At 72.1% G+C, this 19,532-nt stretch carries 14 protein-coding genes and 1 pseudogene; 3 read left to right on the plus strand and 12 right to left on the minus strand.

The features are described 5' to 3' along the window. Positions 1-1,233: 1,233 nt before the first annotated feature. A pseudogene (locus AB0J86_RS02515) lies at positions 1,234-1,827 on the plus strand (hypothetical protein); the annotation flags it as partial. Between the two features lie 667 nt (positions 1,828-2,494). On the opposite strand, the gene AB0J86_RS02520 reads toward AB0J86_RS02515, so the two are convergent. Next, positions 2,495-3,517, minus strand: coding sequence for a D-alanine--D-alanine ligase (locus tag AB0J86_RS02520; RefSeq protein WP_363851243.1), 1,023 nt, complete (start codon positions 3,515-3,517; stop codon positions 2,495-2,497). A 7-nt stretch (positions 3,518-3,524) separates the two neighbouring features. Further along, the gene (locus AB0J86_RS02525; RefSeq protein ID WP_363851246.1) at positions 3,525-4,841 is read right to left on the minus strand and encodes a PLP-dependent aminotransferase family protein; all 1,317 of its coding nucleotides are present in this window, start codon (positions 4,839-4,841) and stop codon (positions 3,525-3,527) included. Between the two features lie 316 nt (positions 4,842-5,157). On the opposite strand from AB0J86_RS02525, the gene AB0J86_RS02530 reads away from it, so the two are divergent. After that, a complete protein-coding gene (locus AB0J86_RS02530) occupies positions 5,158-5,817 on the plus strand; it encodes a GNAT family N-acetyltransferase (protein ID WP_363851249.1) in 660 nt (219 codons plus the stop codon). 81 nt (positions 5,818-5,898) lie between these two features. On the opposite strand, the gene AB0J86_RS02535 is transcribed toward AB0J86_RS02530, so the two are convergent. The 7 genes from AB0J86_RS02535 to murJ all read right to left on the minus strand — a co-directional run bounded on the left by AB0J86_RS02535 (position 5,899) and on the right by murJ (position 14,559). Continuing rightward, the gene (locus AB0J86_RS02535) at positions 5,899-7,068 is read right to left on the minus strand and encodes an N-acetylmuramoyl-L-alanine amidase (RefSeq protein WP_363851252.1); all 1,170 of its coding nucleotides are present in this window, start codon (positions 7,066-7,068) and stop codon (positions 5,899-5,901) included. A 308-nt stretch (positions 7,069-7,376) separates the two neighbouring features. After that, positions 7,377-7,700: a thioredoxin gene (gene trxA / locus AB0J86_RS02540; RefSeq protein WP_363851255.1), complete on the minus strand. Its 324-nt coding sequence runs from the start codon at positions 7,698-7,700 to the stop codon at positions 7,377-7,379. 33 nt (positions 7,701-7,733) lie between these two features. Next, complete coding sequence (gene trxB / locus AB0J86_RS02545; protein ID WP_363851258.1) at positions 7,734-8,687, minus strand: thioredoxin-disulfide reductase; 954 nt, start codon at positions 8,685-8,687, stop codon at positions 7,734-7,736. Positions 8,688-8,868: 181 nt separating this feature from the next. Next, positions 8,869-9,945: a hypothetical protein gene (locus AB0J86_RS02550; RefSeq protein ID WP_363851260.1), complete on the minus strand. Its 1,077-nt coding sequence runs from the start codon at positions 9,943-9,945 to the stop codon at positions 8,869-8,871. Next, positions 9,942-10,661: an RNA polymerase sigma factor SigM gene (sigM, locus tag AB0J86_RS02555; protein ID WP_363851635.1), complete on the minus strand. Its 720-nt coding sequence runs from the start codon at positions 10,659-10,661 to the stop codon at positions 9,942-9,944. The genes AB0J86_RS02550 and sigM overlap by 4 nt, the downstream gene beginning before the upstream one ends. Positions 10,662-10,779: 118 nt before the next feature. Next, positions 10,780-12,390 carry a protein kinase family protein gene (locus tag AB0J86_RS02560; RefSeq protein WP_363851262.1) on the minus strand — a complete coding sequence of 537 codons (1,611 nt, stop codon included), beginning with the start codon at positions 12,388-12,390 and terminating at the stop codon, positions 10,780-10,782. 420 nt (positions 12,391-12,810) lie between these two features. Next, positions 12,811-14,559, minus strand: a complete 1,749-nt coding sequence (murJ, locus tag AB0J86_RS02565; protein ID WP_363851265.1) for a murein biosynthesis integral membrane protein MurJ — start codon at positions 14,557-14,559, stop codon at positions 12,811-12,813. A 124-nt stretch (positions 14,560-14,683) separates the two neighbouring features. On the opposite strand from murJ, the gene AB0J86_RS02570 reads away from it, so the two are divergent. Continuing rightward, a complete protein-coding gene (locus AB0J86_RS02570) occupies positions 14,684-16,171 on the plus strand; it encodes a CCA tRNA nucleotidyltransferase (protein WP_363851271.1) in 1,488 nt (495 codons plus the stop codon). A 162-nt stretch (positions 16,172-16,333) separates the two neighbouring features. On the opposite strand, the gene AB0J86_RS02575 is transcribed toward AB0J86_RS02570, so the two are convergent. The 3 genes from AB0J86_RS02575 to AB0J86_RS02585 form a co-directional block, all read right to left on the minus strand. Continuing rightward, positions 16,334-17,851 carry an SPFH domain-containing protein gene (locus AB0J86_RS02575; protein WP_363851274.1) on the minus strand — a complete coding sequence of 506 codons (1,518 nt, stop codon included), beginning with the start codon at positions 17,849-17,851 and terminating at the stop codon, positions 16,334-16,336. An 8-nt stretch (positions 17,852-17,859) separates the two neighbouring features. Further along, positions 17,860-18,387: a hypothetical protein gene (locus AB0J86_RS02580; protein ID WP_363851277.1), complete on the minus strand. Its 528-nt coding sequence runs from the start codon at positions 18,385-18,387 to the stop codon at positions 17,860-17,862. A 110-nt stretch (positions 18,388-18,497) separates the two neighbouring features. Continuing rightward, complete coding sequence (locus AB0J86_RS02585; RefSeq protein ID WP_363851279.1) at positions 18,498-19,490, minus strand: DUF6528 family protein; 993 nt, start codon at positions 19,488-19,490, stop codon at positions 18,498-18,500. Positions 19,491-19,532 lie beyond the last annotated feature (42 nt).

Below are 19,532 nucleotides of genomic sequence, written 5' to 3' on the forward strand. Positions count from 1 at the left end.
GCCTCCACCCGCCGGATTGCCTCGACCGCCCACCGCACAACTGGCCAGGACACTTAGACAGGCGCAACGGCCTCAACCCGCAAGCTCGTAATCGGCGCTGCGGGACCTGGCCGTCCGGATGAGCAGGTAGCCACTTCTGCTGAGTCGCGGGAGGATCGGTCGCCCGACGGCTTCCCACCCGTTCCGCGCCGAGTGCGCGGGCGCCGCCTGCCCGACCACCGCGTCCCGTCACGCCGATGCGGCGGGCCCTTCGCTCTCCGGTCGTCTGCGTCTCGTGCCGCCCGAGCGTTCCGTGTCTGCCATCCGGCCGCCCGTCCGGTATTGCTCCGTCCAGCCGTCCGGTTCTGCTCCGTCCTGTCCTGTCCTGCCTTGCTACCCGGGCCAGCCCAGACAGGCTCGATCCCAGACAGGCTCAATCCCTGTCTCGACCAAACCCTGTCTTGTCCGGCGTCCCGCTCGGTCCGGCTACGCGGTCCGTCCAGGTACGCGGTCCCTGTGGGAACGGCGCCCGGCGCCGCCTCCGGTCCGGACTCCGTTTCGGCCTTCAGGCGTACGTCCAGTCCGACCGGCGTCGTCCACCCGAGAACGCCTCAGCAGTCGGTACGGACCACATGCCGTGGGAGCGCATTCCGACGGGTTCGGCGGTGGTTCGGCGAGTCACGGGGACGGGCGTTGGTAATCCACAGCAGTTGTCCACAGGACGCGCCGTTTCACGTGAAACAGCGCGTGGAACGCCATGTTGGCCTGTGGATGAGCGGTCCGTCGAGCCGGCGATTCTCGCCACTATCGACGCGCGGGCGGCTCAGGAGCAGGTGAGACACCCAAGGCCGGACGTCACGACGCCAGGGCCGCCAGCGAGGGGGCCAACACGAGCGTGCGGCGCGTGCTCGCACCCATGTCGGGGTGGTCGATGACGGGAAGGAGGCCCGCCAGGGTGTCCGGATCAGGATCGCCTCTCCGCCGACGAGGAGTGGTCGACCTTCCCAAGAGACCACACCACGACGGGGAGGGCTGGCGGACGTGCCCGATGCGGACACGACGGTGCCGACCGGCTCGATCGAGGTGAGAGTCTCTCGGAGATCCTTGAAGCCCCGTCGTCCAATCGCCTGACACGGCCCACGTCTGCCATGCCTCCGGCGCGATGGACCCGCCGCCGGCCCCGGCGAGCCGGCCGTCCCCAGCCGGCGGAAACGGGTAGGGACATGGCTCCCGTACTCGGTTAGGGTCAGCGTCGTGCCCCTCACCCCTGCATCTGTTCCGGATTTCACGCGGTGGCCGTCCTTCCCGTTCGAGGGCGATCTCCGCGTCAAGAAACTCGACCCGCCGGTGGCCGTCGAGCCGCCGCGCAAGGGCGAAGGTTCCGGTGAATGCTTCGCCTGCAACGCTCCGGATGAGGCCTACATCTGGGTCAGCGAGCGCTGGCGGGTACGTGCCATGGACCGGCCGACCGGCCTGCCGATGGTGCTCATCCTCGAGTCCCGATCGCACCTGGATCTGGGCGACCTTCCCAACCTGCTCGCGGCTGAACTCGGCGTGATGACGGTACGGCTGGAGCGGGCGATCCGCTCGCTCGACGGCGTCGCGCGGGTACACGTCAACCGCTGGGGCGACGGCTCCGCCCATCTGCACATGTGGTTCCTCGCCCGCCCGTACGGTCAGCTCCAGTTGCGGGGGACGTTCCTGTCGCTCTGGGACGACATCCTGCCGCCGATTCCGGAGGCGACGTGGCGAGAGAACCTCGCACTCGTCGCGGCGTGGCTCGCGGAGTTCGGTGGTCGTCCCCTGGCCGAGCCGCCGCGCATTCAGTGGCAGGCACCGTCGAGCCTGACTCAGCAGGACGCGCCGGAGCCGGAACCGGCCTCGACCGACGATGCCGACGCGATCTCGGTGGCACTCGCCGAGGCGCCCCCGGATCCCGAGCCGGGCGTTGACCCGCAGCCCTGAGTCACGCCGGACCAATCGGCGGCGCGCGTGGTGACGCCGCCGATGTCACGCGACTCTTGCCGGTCCTTCCCCACAAATGGCTTAGGAGATCGGAACCCCCTGGCCGCGCCGCGAACCGGGCCGGGAACTCGACCCAGCACCCGACCGAACCGCAGCCGCGTACCCGGCCGAGTACGCGACAGAACCGCGGCCGATCGCCCGGCCGAAGCAGCCTGGACGAAGCAGCCTGGACGAAGCAGCCTGGACGAAGCAGCCTGGACGACCGTCCGAGGAACCGACCGGCGCGAACTCGATAGAGAGACCGTCGGAACAGAGCCCCTGCGGAAACACCCCGGAAGACCAGCCGGACGAAACCCACGCAACACCGAGCCGCGCAGACACGGAGCCACCCAGCCGCGCGGACACCCAGCCGCGCGGACACTGAGCCGCGCAGCCGCGTCGGAAGAACAGCCACACAGACACCCAGCCGCGTCGGAAGAACAGCCACGCAGCCGCGGAAACGCGACGGAAGAACAGCCGGGAGGTCAGTGCGGCGGTGTGCGGGGCGGACCTACCCCCGGCGCGCAGCCGCCCGGGACACCAGCGTCCCGAGCAGCGCGCCGAAGTCGAGGCCGGCCGCCTGCACCGCGAGCGGGAGCAGCGACGTCTCGGTCATCCCCGGCGCGACGTTGACCTCCAGCACGTGCGGGTCGCCGGCCTCGTCGACGATCAGGTCCACCCGGGAGAGGTCCCGGAGCCCGAGCGCGTTGTGCGCGGCGATGGCGGTCTCCGCCACCGCCGCGGCGACCGGCTCGGCGAGCCGGGCCGGGGCGTGCCAGGTGGTCAGCCCGGCGGTGTACCGGGCCGCGTAGTCGTAGACGCCGTTGCGAGGCACGATCTCCACGGCGGGCAGCGCCTGCGGTCCGGCGCCGAGATCCACGATCGAGACCGCGACGTCCATCCCGGGTACGTAGCGCTCGACCAGCGCGGTCGGGTCGTACGCGAAGCAGCCGACCATCGCCGCCGGGAGATCGGCGGCGTCCCGTACCACCGCCGCCCCGAGTCCGGAACCGCCCTGGGCGGGCTTGACCATCAGCGGCAGTCCCAGCCGCTCGACGATGCGGTCCAGTACGGCGACCGCACCCAGTTCGGAGAAGCGGTCGTGGGGCAGGGCCACCCAGTCCGGGGTCGGGATGCCGGCCTCGCGCAGCACCGCCTTGGCGGACGGCTTGTCCCAGGCGAGCCGCGACGCCCGCGCGTCGCACCCGACGTACGGCACGTCGCAGAGATCCAGCACGCCGCGCAGTGAACCGTCCTCGCCGGTGGCGCCGTGCAGCGCGATCACCACCGCGTCGGGCGGGTCGACCGCCAGCCCCGGCAGGAGCGCGGAGTCGGCGTCGCGCAGCTCCGCCTCCACGCCCACCGAGCGGAGCGCGTCCAGGACGCGGCGCCCGGACCGGAGCGACACCTCGCGCTCGTACGACAGTCCGCCCGCCAGCACCAGCACCCTCGGCTCGGGTACGGAGGAGTCCGGCGCCAGCGGTGGAGCCAGTTCGTCCGGGAACGCGGGGTCGACGGAGGGCGGCGTACTCATGCCGAGATCATGCCAAGTCGGGACCTGGCGTGTCCGACCCGGCCTGCCCACGACGGCGGCCGGACGGGCCGGCGACGGTACCGAAGACCCGCCGCATCGCGATCTCCTGCTCCATCACGCTGGCGAGCCGGCGGACGCCCTCGCGGATCCGCTCGGGGGGCGGGAACGAAAAGTTCAGGCGCATGTGGCTGGCGCCGCCGCCGTCGGCGTAGAAGCCGGTGCCCGGAACGTACGCGACGCGGGCGGCGATGGCGCGCGGCATCATCGCCTTCGAGTCGAGCCCGGCCGGCAGGGTCGCCCAGACGAAGAGACCGCCCTGCGGCTCCGTCCAGCTGGTCCCCTCGGGCATGAGGTCGCGCAGCGCGTCCAGCAGGGCGTCGCGCCGCTCCCGGTAGACCTCGCGGTAGATCTTGAGCTGTTGCCGCCACGGCATGGTGGAGAGGTAGGTGGCGACGGCCGCCTGCGCGAACGCGCTCGGGCAGAGGATCTGTGCCTCGTTCGCGATCACCAGCTTGTCCCGGACCGCGTGCGGCGCGAGGATCCAGCCCACCCGCATGCCGGGGGCGAAGGTCTTCGAGAAGGTGCTGAGGTAGAAGACTCCGTCGCGGCGTCGGGCGCGCAGCGGCGCGGGCGCGTCGCCGTCGAACCCGAGCTGACCGTACGGGTCGTCCTCCACCACCAGCAGGCCGGCGCGCTCGCAGATGTCGAGGATCCGTTCCCGGCGCTCCTCGCTCAGCGTCACGCCGGCGGGGTTCTGGTAGGTGGGGATCGTGTAGAGGAACTTCGCCCGCCGTCCGGACCTCGCCACCTCGGCGATGGCCAGTTCCAGCGCCTCGGGGACCAACCCGTCGCCGTCCATCGGTACGTGCACGACCTGCGCCTGGGCCGCCTGGAACACGCCGAGCGCGCCGACGTACGTGGGGCCCTCGGCGAGTACGACGTCGCCGGGGTCGAGGAAGAGCCGCGCGACCAGGTCGAGCGCCTGCTGCCCGCCGGTGGTGACCACCACGTCCTCCGGGGAGGCCCCGCACCCGACGTCGATGCCGGAGAGGGCCATCACCTCGCAGATCCGCTCGCGCAGTTCGAGGGTGCCCTGGCCGATGCCGTACTGGAGGGTCGTCGTGCCCTGCTCGGCCGCGAGCTTGCTCAGCATCTCGCCGACCGCGTCGAGCGGCAGCGCGGCGATGTACGGGGCCCCGCCGGCGAGCGAGACCACCTCGGGCCGGCTGGCCACGGCGAAGAGTGCGCGGATCTCCGACGCCGTCATGCCACGTACGCGCCGGGCGTACCGATCGGTATAGTCGTCGAGCGTCGTGCCGGTCATGACATCACCTCGATCGCGCGTTCGCGTCGGTTGGGCCGTTAGGCCGGAGTTCGGCGTGTGCCGGCGACTCTGGCGGCACGGCTTGGCTGGTCGATCCTAATCCTCGATCCCGTGCGACGGTCGTGGATATCCGGCCCGGTCCACATGACGGACGGCCGGTGCGGCCGATCGCCGGTTCCGTACCCGGACCGGGCGAATCGGCCCGACCACTCCCGTGCCGCGTGGTTCCGGCGTACGATCGCACGTCGGGGGGTAAGGCGGCGATGGCTTCTGCCTGCGGCGTTCCGACCTCCGACCGTCTCTTGGGGATGCGCCAATGTCGCGACGTCTGGTTAGTCTGACCCTCGACACTCTCGAAGACCTGCCGCGCCCGTGCCGGCAATGCGTCTACTGGGAGTTGGACCCGGTGGCGGCCGAGCGCGCCCGTACCGCGGGTGATCCGGCGCTCGAAAAGGAGGCATGGGTCTCCCAGACGCTGCTGGAGTGGGGTTCCTGCGGCAAGCTCGCGTACGTCGACGGGATGCCGGCCGGCTTCGTCATGTACGCCCCTCCCGCGTACGTACCCCGCGCGATGGCGTTTCCCACCTCGCCGGTCTCCGCGGACGCGGCTCTGCTGACCACGGCGCACATCGTGGCGGCCTTCGCCGGGGGCGGCCTGGGCCGGATGCTGGTGCAGGGCGTCGCCCGCGATCTCACCAAGCGGGGGATCAAGGCGATCGAGGCGTTCGGCGACGCGAAGTTCGGCGAGGCCGGCGAGGGCGCGGGCGGATGTGTCGCGCCGGCCGACTTCTTCCTCTCCGTCGGGTTCAAGACGGTACGCCAGCACCCCCGCTACCCGCGCCTGCGGCTGGAGTTGCGGACCGCCCTCTCCTGGAAGTCCGACGTCGAGTACGCGCTGGAGAAGCTGCTCGGCTCGATGAGCCCGGAGTCGCTGCTCCGCCCGGTACGCCCGGCCACCCGCTCCACCACCGGCTGACCCGGCCGGCCGCTCCACCGCCGACCGGGGACCGGCCCGCCCGGCACCGGGCGAACCGGCCGGCACCACCGCCGCCCCGGCTCAGCGTCGGGCGCCGCCGGCGGCGACCACCGCCCGCAGTTCGCTGACGTCGATGGAACCGGTCGGTACGTCCCGCTCGATCGGCAGGTACATCCGCTGTACCGCCGCGACGACCGCCTCGACGACCTGGTCCCGGAAGCGCGGATTGACCAGCCGTGCCCGGTCCACCGGCGAGGTGAGGTAGCCGACCTCGACCCGTACCGCGGGCATCCGGGTCAGTCGCAGCAGTTCCCAGGTCTTGGCGTGGGTACGGCAGTCCCGCATCCCGGTGCGTACCACGATCTCGCGCTGCACCAGCCCGGCCAGGCGCTCGCCCGCGTTCGAGGTGACCCCGTTGTCCGTGCCGTAGTGGTACGTCGCCACCCCCTCGGCCGCCGGGTTGGCGTGGTGGTCGAGGTGCAGCGAGACGAAGAGGTCGCCGCCCAACTCGTTCGCGAGTTCGGCGCGGGCGAGGTCGGGCAGGGGCGCGGCGGGCGCCGGACCACGGGTCAGGTGTACCCGCACGCCGGCGGCGGCGAGCCGCCCCTCCAACCGGGTGGCCAGGTCGTACGCGAGATCCGCCTCGGTCCAGCGCAGCCGCCCGTCGGGCACCACCACCCCCTGGTCCGCAGCACCGTGCCCCGGGTCGATGATGACGACCTTGCCGACCAGGGTCGGCCCGGACTGCCGGAGGGCGTCGGACTCGCGCAGCCACTGCGGTCGCCCGCCGACCACCTTGCGGCCCAACCGCCGCAGCGCGTTCATCGTGTGCGGCCCGCAGACGCCGTCCGCGCTGGTGAGCCCCACCTCCCGCTGGAACTGGGCGACCGCCCGCGCGGTCCGGGCGCCGTAGACGCTGTCCGCGCGGCCGACGTCGTAGCCCATCTCCAGCAGCCGTTCCTGTAGCGAGCGGACGTCCTCGCCGGTGAGCGGCTGGGGGATGGCGTGGTACAGGGTGCGCGCCCCGAGCCGCCAGCGCGCGGCGTCCAGCGCCCGCCAGGTCTCGGCGCCGACCTGGCCGTCGACGCTGAGCCCACGGGACTGCTGGAAGGCGCGTACCGCGCGCTCGGCGTCGGCGTCGAACTCGTCGACCGTACCGGCCGGGCCACCGTCGAGCAGGTCGAGACCGATCAGCACACCGCAGATCTCCCGTACGGCGGCGCCACGGTCACCACGTCGGATGGGACGCACGCGAAGACCCCCTCTACGCGGTGGTTGACGGGGACCGACGGCAGCACGCCGTACGGTCCTGGCCGTGGGTGTCGCACCCTCGATCGGACGAATTCGCAGCCTACCGTGGCGATCGGGCCCACTACCCTCAGTTGAACGGTATGCCGAGGGCGGCCCGGGCAGGCCCCGTTCCGTCGGACCCGCCCGGCCGCCGGGCCGCCCCGCCGGGAACGCCGGACGAGCCGGACGGTCAGGTGGGCAGGAAAAGACCGGCGCCCGCCCCCCGGGTACGGAGGCGGGCGCCGGTCGTGACGCGGTGGAGACGGACGTCAGAGCGCCGCCTCGATCATCTTGAGCAGGTCGCCCTTGGGCTTGGCGCCGGCGACCGACTGCACCGGCTGCCCGCCCTTGAAGATGGTGAGCGTCGGCACGGACATCACCCGGTACGCCATCGCGGTCTCCGGGTTCTCGTCGATGTTCAGCTTCACGATGGTGACCTTGTCACCCAGCTCGCCGGCGATCTCCTCCAGCAGCGGCGCGACCTTGCGGCACGGGGCACACCACTCCGCCCAGAAGTCCACCAGTACCGGCTTGTCGGACTGCAGCACGTCACTGACGAAGTTGGCGTCGGTGACCGCTCTCGTTGCTCCCACTAAATATCCTCCTCCGGGCGTACCTTGAGTTGTTCAGCCTTCGAGGGTCGCGAGGAACCGCTCGGCGTCCAGCGCGGCGGCGCAACCGGTACCGGCCGCGGTGATCGCCTGCCGGTAGGTGTGGTCGACCAGGTCACCGGCGGCGAAGACCCCGGGTACGTTCGTGTGGGTGCTCGGCGCGTCCACCCGTACGTAGCCGTTCTCGTCCAGCTCGACCTGACCACGGAACAGCTCGCTGCGCGGGTCGTGGCCGATCGCCACGAAGACCCCGGTCACGTCGAGCTGCTTCGTCTCGCCGGTGTGTACGTTGCGCAGCCGTACCCCCGACACCTTGCCGTCCGCGCCGAGGACCTCCTCGACCACGCTGTTCCACTCCACGCGGATCTTCTCATTGCTGAGCGCGCGCTCCGCCATGATCTTGCTGGCGCGGAACTCGTCCCGCCGGTGCACGATCGTCACGGTCTCCGCGAACTTGGTCAGGAACGTCGCCTCCTCCATCGCGGAGTCGCCGCCGCCGACCACGACGATGTGCTGGTTGCGGAAGAAGAAGCCGTCACACGTGGCACAAGAGGAGACACCGTGCCCCAGGTAGTCCTGCTCACCCGGGACGCCCAGCGGACGCCAGGCCGAGCCGGTCGCGAGGATGACGGCCTTCGCGCGGTACGCGGTCTCGCCCACGTACGCGGTGCTGACCGCGTCCGAGCCCGGGGTGCCGGTGTCGGCCAGCTCGACCCGGGTCACGTCGTCGGTGATGAACTCGGCGCCGAAGCGCTCCGCCTGCTTGCGCAGCGAGTCCATCAGCTCCGGCCCGAGGATGCCGTCCGGGAAGCCGGGAAAGTTCTCCACCTCGGTCGTGGTCATCAGGGCGCCCCCCGACTGGACACCCTCGATGACCAGCGGCTTGAGGTTCGCCCGGGCCGCGTACACCGCGGCCGTGTAACCGGCCGGACCCGAGCCGATGATGATCAGGTTGCGGACTTCGTCCACTGCCGTCTCCCGATGTGTGTGTTCGTGCCCGGCGCGGGTGCCGATGCCCGGTCCGGACGCCGATTGGTGGTGGAACGCCGCCAACTGCTGAGCAGAACGTCATCGTACGAACGGCGATTCCCAACACGGTCATCTGGTGGGTCACGTCACGCGCCCACCCAAACAGTCGGTGACCGTCGAGTTACCCTACCTGGGCCTGATAGCGCGTGTCGGCGCCCGAGCCGGGAAGCCCGCAATCCGGGCCGGCGACCCAGACCCAGCGGGTACCGCTCGCGTCCGCGAACGTGACCACGAGGGCGGGACTGCGCTGGAACGAGGCGTACTCGACCTGGTCGACGGCCAGTTCGCCGCCCATGTGCGTGCTCGCGATCGAGTTCAGGCAGGCGGCGAGGGCGTCCCGGTCCGCCAGCCGGTCCAGGGCGGAGACGGCCATGGTCTGGGAGCCGTCCGGTGCCGCGGCGGGTCCGGGGCCGGACGCCTCCGTACCGGCCGTTCCCCGCGCGTCCCTGCCGAACCGGGCGGCCAGCGACTCGGGGGTGTAGTCGGTGCCGGTCGAGACGATGCCGTTGCCGGCCGGGTTCAGCAGTGCCCGGGGAGTCCCCGCGCCGGCTCGGGGCTGCTCCGGAGCGCTACCGGCCGCACCGGTGGCCGCCTCGTTGTCCGCCATCTGCGGGCGGCGGTCGTCGACGTACTGGCTGACCCCGAATCCGGCGAACGCCGCCACCGCGGCGGCCACCGCCACCGGCCCGGCCCGCCGGGCCCACCGCCGGGAGCGGGCGCTCCGCCGTTCGTGCGACCCGGTCTTCCCGGGCCCGGTCTCCCCGCCCGCCGCGGGCACCGACCGGAGCTGCCGTACCGGGCGGGCCTGCTCCGGCACCGGTCGCCCGACGCCCGGCTCGGTCCGCCCGGGTTCCGGCTCCCCGGGCGCCGGCCCCGGGCCGGTGATCGAGTCGGCGGTGACCGGGTCGGTCGACTCCGGGTCGGTCGACTCCGGCGCCACCGGACCGGCCTGGGCGAGCGCGGCGAGCAGCCGGTCGCTGACGTCGGCCGGCATCTCCACCGGGCTCGTTCCCCAGCCGGCGAGGCTGCCCCGCACCGAGTCGACGGCCGGTACGAGCGTCGCGTAGGCCTCGGCCCACTCCGGCTCCTCGGCGATCAGCCGGGCGACCGCGTCCTCGTCCGGGGTGCCCTCCAGCGCCCCGCCGACATAGTCGGCGAGCAGGTCGATGTCGACCTCCCCGAACCGCCCCGCCGTCACTGTTCCTCCTGGTTGCCGTCGTGCCGCGACTGGCCCGACCCCGGTGATCGGACGCGGTGGCCGCCTCCCGGGTTCCCCGGGGTGACGGTCCGCACGTCGGCCCGCACCTCCGCCGGCCGGGCCGGCGCCGGAATCGCACCGGACGGCTCCGGCCGCAGGTGCCCGAGCATCCGGGCCAGGCGGGCGCGGCCACGGGCGCACCGGCTCTTGACGGTCCCCTCGGCCACGCCGAGGATCACGGCCACCTCGGCGACCGGGTAGCCCTGCACGTCCACCAGGATCAGCGCGGCCCGCTGCTCGGCCGGCAGTTCGGCCAGCGCCTGGCGTACGACGAGCGCGGTGTCGTGGTCCGAGGCCGGGGCGGCCGGCTCGACCCCGTTGCGCCGGCCCGTCTCCGTCGACCGGCTCCCGTCGGGCAGCGGCACGGTCGGGTGGGCCTGGCGCCGCCGGATCCGGTCGAGGCAGGCGTTGACCACGATCCGGTGCAGCCACGTGGTGACGGCCGCGTCGCCACGGAAGCGGGGGGCGGCCCGGTGCGCCGAGAGCAGCGCGTCCTGGAGCGCGTCCGCGGCCTCCTCCCGGTCGGCGACGGTACGCAGCGCCACCGCCCAGAGTCGGTCGCGGTGGCGGCGGAACAGCTCGGCGAACGCCTCCGGGTCGCCCGCCACGTGGGCCCGCAGGAGTTCCTCGTCGGTACGGTCGACCGCCCCGGTCACGGGGCGGCGGTGGGCCGGTTCGTCGGTCGCCCGACCCTTCGCGGAGCCGCTGTCGTCGATGCCGGTCACGGCCGCGCTCCAGACATGGTCCGGCCGAGGGGCGGCAGCGACTCGGGGCTCACCGTGCCTCGACCGTGATCTCCTGGACGCCGATCTTGTATCGGCCCGTGTCGTTCTTGGGGAGGTTGGTGATCCAGAAGAGCAGATAGCGGTACTTCGTCTCCGACGAGGGGGCCGAGAAGACCATCTTGGTGCCGCTGTAGTTCTCGAACGGCTCACCGACCGGATGGGTGAGGTACGCCGGAACCAGCTGCTTGTCGCCGTCCTTGGTGGCGGGCGGGTCGATGTCGCCGGTGTAGAGCGCGGCGGAGGCTCCGGACGCGGAGAGCTGCACCTGTACGGAGGTGACCACCCGGGGCTCCTTGAGGTCGATCAGGATGCCCATGCCCTGCTTCGTGTTGCCGAAGCTGCCGCTGCCCCGGTAGCTCTCGGTCTCCCAACCCTGCTCGGTGTCGCCGTCCACCGCCCGCTCGGCGTGGTCGCGCTCCGAGCCGGTGCCGTCCGGGTCGACGACGCGTACCTGGTTGGCCTTGATGTCGAGCTTCACGGGCTTCGACTCGGCCGGCGGTCCCGCGCTTCCGTTCTGTGAACTGGAGCTGGCCGACGGGCCGGGACCGGCCTGGTCGTCGGTACCGCCGCCGGAGAGTGCCCGGATGCCGAGCAGCAGGCCCACCACGGCGATGACCAGCAGGGCGGCCACCCCTACGGCGATCTTCCGGCCGCCGGCCGGCGCCGGTTCGGTGCTCTCGGGCTCGGTCGCGGTGAAGCGCAGGGGCCCGGTGTTCTCCAGGTACTGCTCCTCGGCGGCGGTGTCGAGCCGCCCCAGCTCGGCGGCGAGCACATCGGAGGAGGGGACCGCCAGCTGCGGGTCCAGCAGGTCCATGGTGAGGTCGTCGAGGTAGGTCGGGATTCCGGCCCGCACCTGCCGTGGTGCCGCGATGGCACCGTTCGCGTCGCGTACCGCGTCCGGCAGGGTGGAGCGGGTACGCCGGGTCCCGCCGTTGCCGGGCGACGCCTCGGCGTGCGGCCAGTGGCCGGTGAGGGCGTAGTAGAGGATCCCGCCGATCGCCCGGATGTCCGTTTCCGGGGTGTCGGCCCCGTCCGACCTCGCGTCGGAGAGGACGACGCGGCTGTCGTCGCCGACCATCACCGTGCCCGGGTGTACGTTGCCGTGCACCATCCCGGTGGCGTGCACCGCCGCGACCGCGCCGGCGACGGCGTGCGCGACGCTGGTGGCCCGGGCCGGGTCGAGGACCCCCTCGGCGACCAGCTCCCGCAGCGACTGCCCGTCGACCCACTCGCGGACGACGTAGGCCCGGTCCTCCTCGTCGATGGCGTCGTAGACGCCGACCAGGCTGGGATGGATCACCCGGCTCGCGGCGACGGCGGCCTGGAGCATCTCCTTGGCGGAGTCGCCACCGGGGTAGCGCAGCACCACCGCGACGGGCCGGCGCAGCACGACGTCGACGCCGCGCCAGACCTGCCGGCCCGCGCTGTCGTCGTTGATGTGCTCGGCCAGCTCGTACCGCTCGGCGAGGATTTCACCGACGGCGGGCGCACCGAAGGTCATCACCGGTGCGGCCTCGTCCGCCTCCTGACCTTCGCCGACCTGGGTCACCCGTCCTCCCTCGGTGATTGTGTCGATCGATGGACCCGCGCTGCTGGGCATTGGACTTCCGCTCTGCCGTCGAAGGAGCCGGTGGGCACCGTCAAGCCATAGCGTAGGCGCTCGCCGCACCCGTCGAGAGCGACCTTACCCGGGTTCGACTGATCCCCGACATGTCATCTTGCGGTCGTACTCGGCAGGGTGTCGGGTGTGAGGCGAACAGTTGGGGTACGTCGGGTGTCACCCGGATTGACGCGACGACCGGTCCCTAACCTATAGGGGCGATTTGCGGGCCGGCGCGGCCGGGTCGTCCCCGCACCGGACCCGGTCGGGCCGTACGCGGCGGCGCGAAGCCGTGACCATCCGCCGGTGCCGCGCGTTATCCACAACTGGATCAGTGCCCTGGGCTGCTGTTTTGTCGACTTGTCCACAGCTGGATCCCCAGGTTCGGTAACGGAATGATTGCGGACCGGACTCCCGCGCTCAGCGCCCCAGCCGGCGCCGCACCATGTCGACGACCTCGCTGATCTCGCGGACCTTCAGGGCCAGCGCCAGGCCGACGTAGCTGCCGCCCACCACGACCCCGCCGATCACCAGCCGGACCACCGCCTGCGGCCAGCTCAGGTGCGCCCCGTCCCCCGGAAGCACCGCGAGCACCAGCAGACCGGCGACGGCGGAGCCGGCCGCCGCCACCAGCACCCTGCCGAAGGTCCCGGCGATCGCGGCCAGGCCGATGGGGCCGATCCGCCGGCGCAGCCACCAGGCCGAGGCGATGGCGGCCGCGACGTACGAGACCGCGTTGCCGAGCATCATGCCGGGCGCGGTGAAGGCCGCGCTGAAGGCGGCGAAGAGCGCGATCTGCACCAGGACCCGCAGCGCCACGACCGGAATGTTGATCATGGCGGGGGTCTTGGTGTCCGGCAGCGCGTAGAAGCCGAAGGTGAAGAGCTGGCTGATGGCGAACGGCACCAGGGCCAGCCCGGCGACGATCAGCACGGTCGAGGTCGCGACCGCGTTCTCGCCGGTGAAGGCGCCGTACCGGAAGAGGGTGATGGAGATCGGTCCGGCGAGCACCCCGTAGCAGACCGCGATCGGCGCCAGCACCGCCGTCACCGTCCGGGTACCCCGGGACAGGTCGGCGGCGATGTCCCCGTACCGCCCCTCGGCCGCGGCCGAACTCATCCGCGGCATCAGCGCCGTGATGATCGACACGGCGATGATGCCGTGCGCCATCATCAACAGCAGGAAGACGTTGTTGTAGATCAGCGGTCCGGCCTCGTTCTTGTCGCCGGCGCGGCTCAGCAGGTTGAAGAGCACGATCAGGCCGAGCTGGCTCACCGCGACGTAGCAGAACATCCACGCGCCGAGCCGGCCCAGCTCGCGCAGGCCGAGGGCGCGGAAGTCGAAGCGCCAGCGCCAGCGGAAGCCGACCTTGCGCAGCGCCGGCAGCAGCCCCGCGGCCTGTACCGCCACCCCGACCAGGGTCCCGCCGCCCAACAGCACGATCCGTCCCGCGGTCATCTCCTCCGGCTGCACGATCTTGGCGCCGAAGATCGCGATGTAGAGGCCGGCGACGCCGATCACCACGAGGTTGTTCAGGATCGGCGTCCACATCGGGGCCGCGAAGTGCCCGCGCGTGTTCAGTACCGCGCTGACCAGCGCCGAGAGGCCGGTGAAGAAGAGCATCGGCAGCATCAGGTACGACAGCACCGTGACGAGCTGCCGGTAGGAGTGGCTCGACTCCTCGCTGGCGTACAGGAAGGTCAGCGCCGGGGCGGCCAGCAGCGCGGCCACCGTCGCGATGCCCAGGGCGATCACCGCGAGGGTGAGCAGCCGCTGGGCGTACGCCTGGCCGCCGTCCGGGTCGCTCTTGCGGCGGCGGACCAGCACCGGCACCAGCACGCTGGTCAGGATGCCGCCGAGCAGGAACTCGTAGACCTGGCCCGGGAAGATCTGCGCGGTGGTGTACGCGTTGCCGACCAGGAGGCCGCCGAGCGCGGCCGTGAGGGCCAGGGTCCGCAGGAATCCGGTGCCCCGGCTGACCAGGCTGCCGATCGCCATCACCGCGCTGTTCGAGGCGGCCGTGCCCTCGCCGGGCGCCTGCGGCGCCGAGGCGGTGGTCTCGATCATCGGTTGGTCGACCGGCTCCACCGAGATCAGCGTCGCGCCGTCAGGTGGTGGCTGGAAACCGCCCGGCGTGGCGTTCGCGCTGCGGTAGAGCCCGCCGCTCATGACAGCCTCCCAAGGGGTACGGCGGGCACGACGCCCACCGGTACTGCTCAGCCTCAGACCTTAGTCAACCGACGCCCTGCCCGGCGGGGCCGGCCGGGCGGTGGCCCGATAGGCTGGCAGTCCCATGTCCGAAACCTCCGTACCCAGCGCTGGCGCGCGTCGTGACCTGACCGCCGCGCAGCGCAACGCCGTCTCCGAACTGCTGCGGGTCTCGCCCGTCGCCGACGAACTGGGCCGTCGTTTCGCCCGGGCCGGTCACGAGCTGCACCTGGTGGGCGGTTCGGTCCGGGACGCGCTGCTCGGCCGACTCGGTGACGATCTCGACTTCTGCACCGACGCGCATCCGGACCAGACGCTGCGGGTCATCAAGGGGTGGGCCGAGTCGATCTGGGAGACCGGGCGGGAGTTCGGCACCATCGGGGCCCAGCGCGAGGGGCTGCGGCTGGAGATCACCACGTTCCGGGCCGAGTCGTACGACCGGGTCACCCGTAACCCCGTGGTGGCGTACGGCACCAACCTCGTCGACGACCTCAAGCGGCGGGACTTCACGGTCAACGCGATGGCCGTGAGCGTTCCCGAGCACCGCTTCACCGACCCGTACGGCGGGCTGGAGGACCTCTCCGCCCGGCTGATCCGTACCCCGGGCACGCCGCAGGAGTCGTTCGGGGACGACCCGCTGCGCATGCTGCGGGCGGCCCGGTTCGCCGCCCAGCTGCGGTTCGCGGTCCACCCCGACGTACGGGCCGCCATGATCGCCATGGCCGGCGACCTCGACCGGATCACCGCCGAGCGGATCCGGGACGAGTTCACCAAGCTGCTCTGCGGCGCCGACCCGGTCACCGGGCTCCGGCTGCTGGTCGAGACCGGGCTGGCCGACCGCTTCCTGCCCGAGCTCTCCGGGCTGAAGCTGGAGATCGACGAGCACGCCCAGCACAAGGACGTCTACGAGCACACGTTGACCGTGGTCAACAACGCCATCGCGCTGGAGCGGGCGGACGCCGCCGCCGGGGACACCGCGGCGGGCTGCGACTTCGTGCTGCGGATGGCCGCGCTCATGCACGACGTCGGCAAGCCGGCGACCAAGGCCGTCGGTTCGGACGGCCGGGTCAGCTTCCACCACCACGAGGTGGTCGGCGCCCGGATGACGAAGCAGCGGATGAAGGCGCTGCGCTACCCCAAGGACGTGATCGCCCAGGTCGTCGCGCTGGTCGGGCTGCACCTGCGGTTCTACGGCTACGGCCGGGGTGAGTGGACCGACTCGGCGGTACGCCGCTACGTCACCGACGCCGGGGACCTGCTGCCCCGGCTGCACAAGCTGACCCGGTCGGACTGCACCACCCGCAACCGCCGGAAGGCGGCGCAGCTGGCCGCGGACTACGACGCGCTGGAGCACCGGATCGCCCGCATCCAGCAGGAGGAGGACCTCGCCCGGGTCCGCCCCGACCTGGACGGTAACGCGATCATGGAGCTGCTCGGCATCCCGCCGGGCCCGCTGGTCGGGCAGGCGTGGCGGTACCTCAAGGAGCTGCGCCTGGAGCGCGGCCCGCTGGACCGGGACGAGGCCGAGGCCGAACTGCGCCGCTGGGCCAGCGAGCAGGGCATCGGGAGCTGAAGCCCCACCCGCCGCCGGAATCGGCGACGGGCGGCGGCGTCGATGCCGTTCGGGGTGGGGCCGCCCTACCCGCTCTGGGCGGTCAAGCTTGATCCCGTCGCGGGCAGGGCGGCCCCACCCTTTGCCGTACCGCGCGACCCCGCTCGCGGTACCGCATGATCGTTACTTGCTCGGCTCGACCGCCTTGCCGTCCACGACCGGACCGCCGTTGCCGCTGCTCGCCCCACCCAGTTTGGCGAGCAGGCCGGCCAGGTCGATGCCGGTGAGGTCGGTACCGAGCTGCAGACCCTGGGCGACGTTGCTCGCCACCGACTTGGTCAGCGAGGAGGCGCCGTCCGTGGAGATGACGGTCAGCTTGTCGATCTCGCGCATCGGCGCGCTGGCCGCCTCGACCACCTGCGGCAGCACCTTGACCAGCAGGTCGAGCACGGCGGCCTCGCCGTACGCGGCGAACGCCTCGGCCTTGCGGGCCATCGCCTCGGCCTCGGCCTGACCCTTCGCCAGGATCGCCGCCGCCTCCGCCTGGCCCTCGCGCTCGATCGCTTCCGCGATCGCGGTACGCCGGCGCTGCTCGGCCTCACCCTCCTTGGCACCCTCGATGGCGTTCGCCTCGGCCAGCGCGGCGCGCCGCGCCCGCTCGCCCTCACCGGTCAGCCGGGACTGCTCGGCCGCGGCCTGCGCGGCGGCGATGGTTGCCTGCCGCTGCGCGTCGGCCTTGAGTACCGCCGCGTTGCGGGCCGCCTCGGCCTCCTGCTCGACCCGGTAGCGCTCCGCGTCGGCCGGCTTGCGTACCTCGGTGTCGAGCTGGCGCTGCTTGAGCTCGGCGTTGCGCTCGGCCACCTTCTGCTGCTCGGAGAGGATCGCCTGGTCCCGTTCCGCCTGGGCGAGCGGTCCGGCCGCGGCCGACTTCGCCTTGGCCGCGTCGATCTCGGCCTGGATGGCGGCCTGCTTGAGCGCCAGGTTCCGGTTGGCCTCGGCGATCGCCTCCTCGGCGATGAGCCGCTCCTGCTCGGCCTGCTGCCGGGCGCGGGCCTCGGCGATCGCGGCGTCCTTGAGCACCCGGGCCGCCTCCGGCCGACCCAGGTCCTGCAGGTACGAGCCCTCGGCGATGATGTCCTGGAGCTGGAAGGTGTCCAGCACCAGGCCCTGGTTGGTCATCGAGTGCTCGGCCTCCTCGGCGACCGCGCTGGCGAACGCCGCCCGGTCCCGGATGATCTCCTCGATGGTGAGCCGGCCGACGATCGAACGGAGCGCACCGGCGAGCACCTCGCGGGTGAACTCGTCGATCTCCGCCTGCTGGTGCAGGAAGCGCTGGGCGGCGGCGCGGATCGCGTCCTCGGTACCGCCGACCTTGACGATCGCCACGCCCTGCAGCTTGGCCCGGATGCCCTGCTTGCTCACCGCGCCCTGGATCTCGACGTGGATCCGGCGGCTGGACAGGTCCAGCGACTGCAGCTTCTGCACGATCGGCAGGACGAAGACCGAGGCGCCGAGGACCACCTTCTGGCCGGACATGTCGGTCGAGCGACCGCCGTCGGCGGTCTGGGTGGTACGCCCCTTGCGGCCGGTGACGATGAACGCCTCGTTCGGGCCCGCGACCTTGATCCGGGAGAGCACGAACATGACGAGGACGACGGCGAGGACGACCGCCCCGCCGATGGCGACGAGCAGTGGTGTCATTGAGTTCCTTAGGAGGAGAGGTGGGGGACTTCTTCGACGAGCACGCTGGTCTCGCTGAGCGCCTCGATGACGAAGATCTGGGTGCCGGCCGCGAGCGGCTGCTCGGCCTTGGCGTTGAGCTTGACCGGCTGGCCGGCGACGCGTACCCGCACCTCGCCGTAGCCGGTGACGGGAATCGGGGTCACCACCACACCCATCGACCCGATCAGGTGCTGCCGGGTGGGGGTGGCGTCGGTACGCATGTCGCGCGCGGCCCGGGAGAGCCGGGTGGCGAGCCAGGCGGCGGGTACGGCGGCCAGCACCCCCGCCCCGGCCGCCGCCGCGGTCGGGCCGGGCCCCTCCGCGTGCAGCAGCTCGCTGGCGATGGCGCCGCCGAAGCCGAACGTGCCGGCGAACGCGGCCAGCGCCTCCAGGGTGACCGGCCCGTCGAGGTTCGGATGTCCGAAGTGGACGAGTTCGGTGCCGAGCAGCGCCAGCGCGAGCACCCCGACGCCGAGCCCGCCGATGATGAGGAAGACCAAAGTCACCGCGCCCACACCCGGAACGGTAAGTCTCGTGGGCAAGGCGAGGGGACCTGGCCCCGTGGTCGCCGGCGACCTGCCGGTGGCCGGCGGCCCGCGCGTCACGGCGCCAGGTCCGGGCCCTCCTACTCGAAGGCGGTGGTGAAGATCCGGGCCTTGTAGAACTCCGCGCCCGAGCGGGTCTGTGTTCCGGCGGCGGTGCCGTCGGCGTTGAAGAACTGCACGGTCGGCGTACCCCAGGTGCGGGCGCCGGTGTTGTCGGCGCGGACCTGGGCCCGCTCGCCGCCCGGACTGTCGACGTACGCCTTGACCGAGGTCGTACCCGAGATCTTCGTCAGCGCGAAGGTGGTGGCGTTGACCGAGTAGACCCCGGTGGTGTGGGTGATGTAGAGCGTGTCGCTGTCGGTGAGCGACGGTTGCAGGTCGTGCCCGAGGTTCGGCTTGGTCTCGCCGGCGGAGTTGGTGTACGTACCCAGGCTGATCGAGCCGTTCCGCGCGGAGAGCCGGGTGTCCCGGTACGTGCCGGTGACGGTGTACGGCACGAGCCGACCCTCTCCGATCGCCCAGAGGTACCCGTGCGACGGGTCCCAGAGCACGCCGTGCGCGCCCGCGAACGAGATGGTCTGCACCTTGGCGAGGGTGCTCGGCTTGCTGATCGCGGTCGGCGAGTAGAGCGTCAGGGTCCCGCCCGAACTGGCCACCACGATCGACCCGTTGTCCGGGATCCGCTCGATCGCGTGCGGGTTGCCGCCCGGCGTGGCCTGCCAGAGGATGTCGGCCGTGGTTGCCCGCGACTGGCCGTCCTTGACGTCGATGATCGCCGCCTGGCCGCCGGAGGCGGTGACCAGCGCGACCGTGCCGAACGCGGAGGTCGCCCGGATCCGGATGTCCGAGAGGTTCTGCCACACGCCGGCGGTGGTGCCGGGGGTGAACTGCCAGTGCAGGTTGGCATCGGTCCACGAGACGTTCCGGTTCCAGACCATCACCCGGTTGCTGACCTGCTCGGTCAGGGCCAGGTAGTAGTCCTCGGCGGCGCTGGCCGGGCTCGCCGTGGCCAGTACGGATCCGCCGCCGACGGCGGTCGCGGCCAGCGCCGCCAGGATCTCTCTTCTGCGCATCGCTTCTCCCACCTTCCGCGCGCCGTACGCCGGACCGGCGGG

The sequence above is a fragment of the Micromonospora sp. NPDC049559 genome, assembly GCF_040676675.1.
In the GTDB taxonomy this organism is placed as follows: Bacteria; Actinomycetota; Actinomycetes; order Mycobacteriales; family Micromonosporaceae; genus JBFAPK01.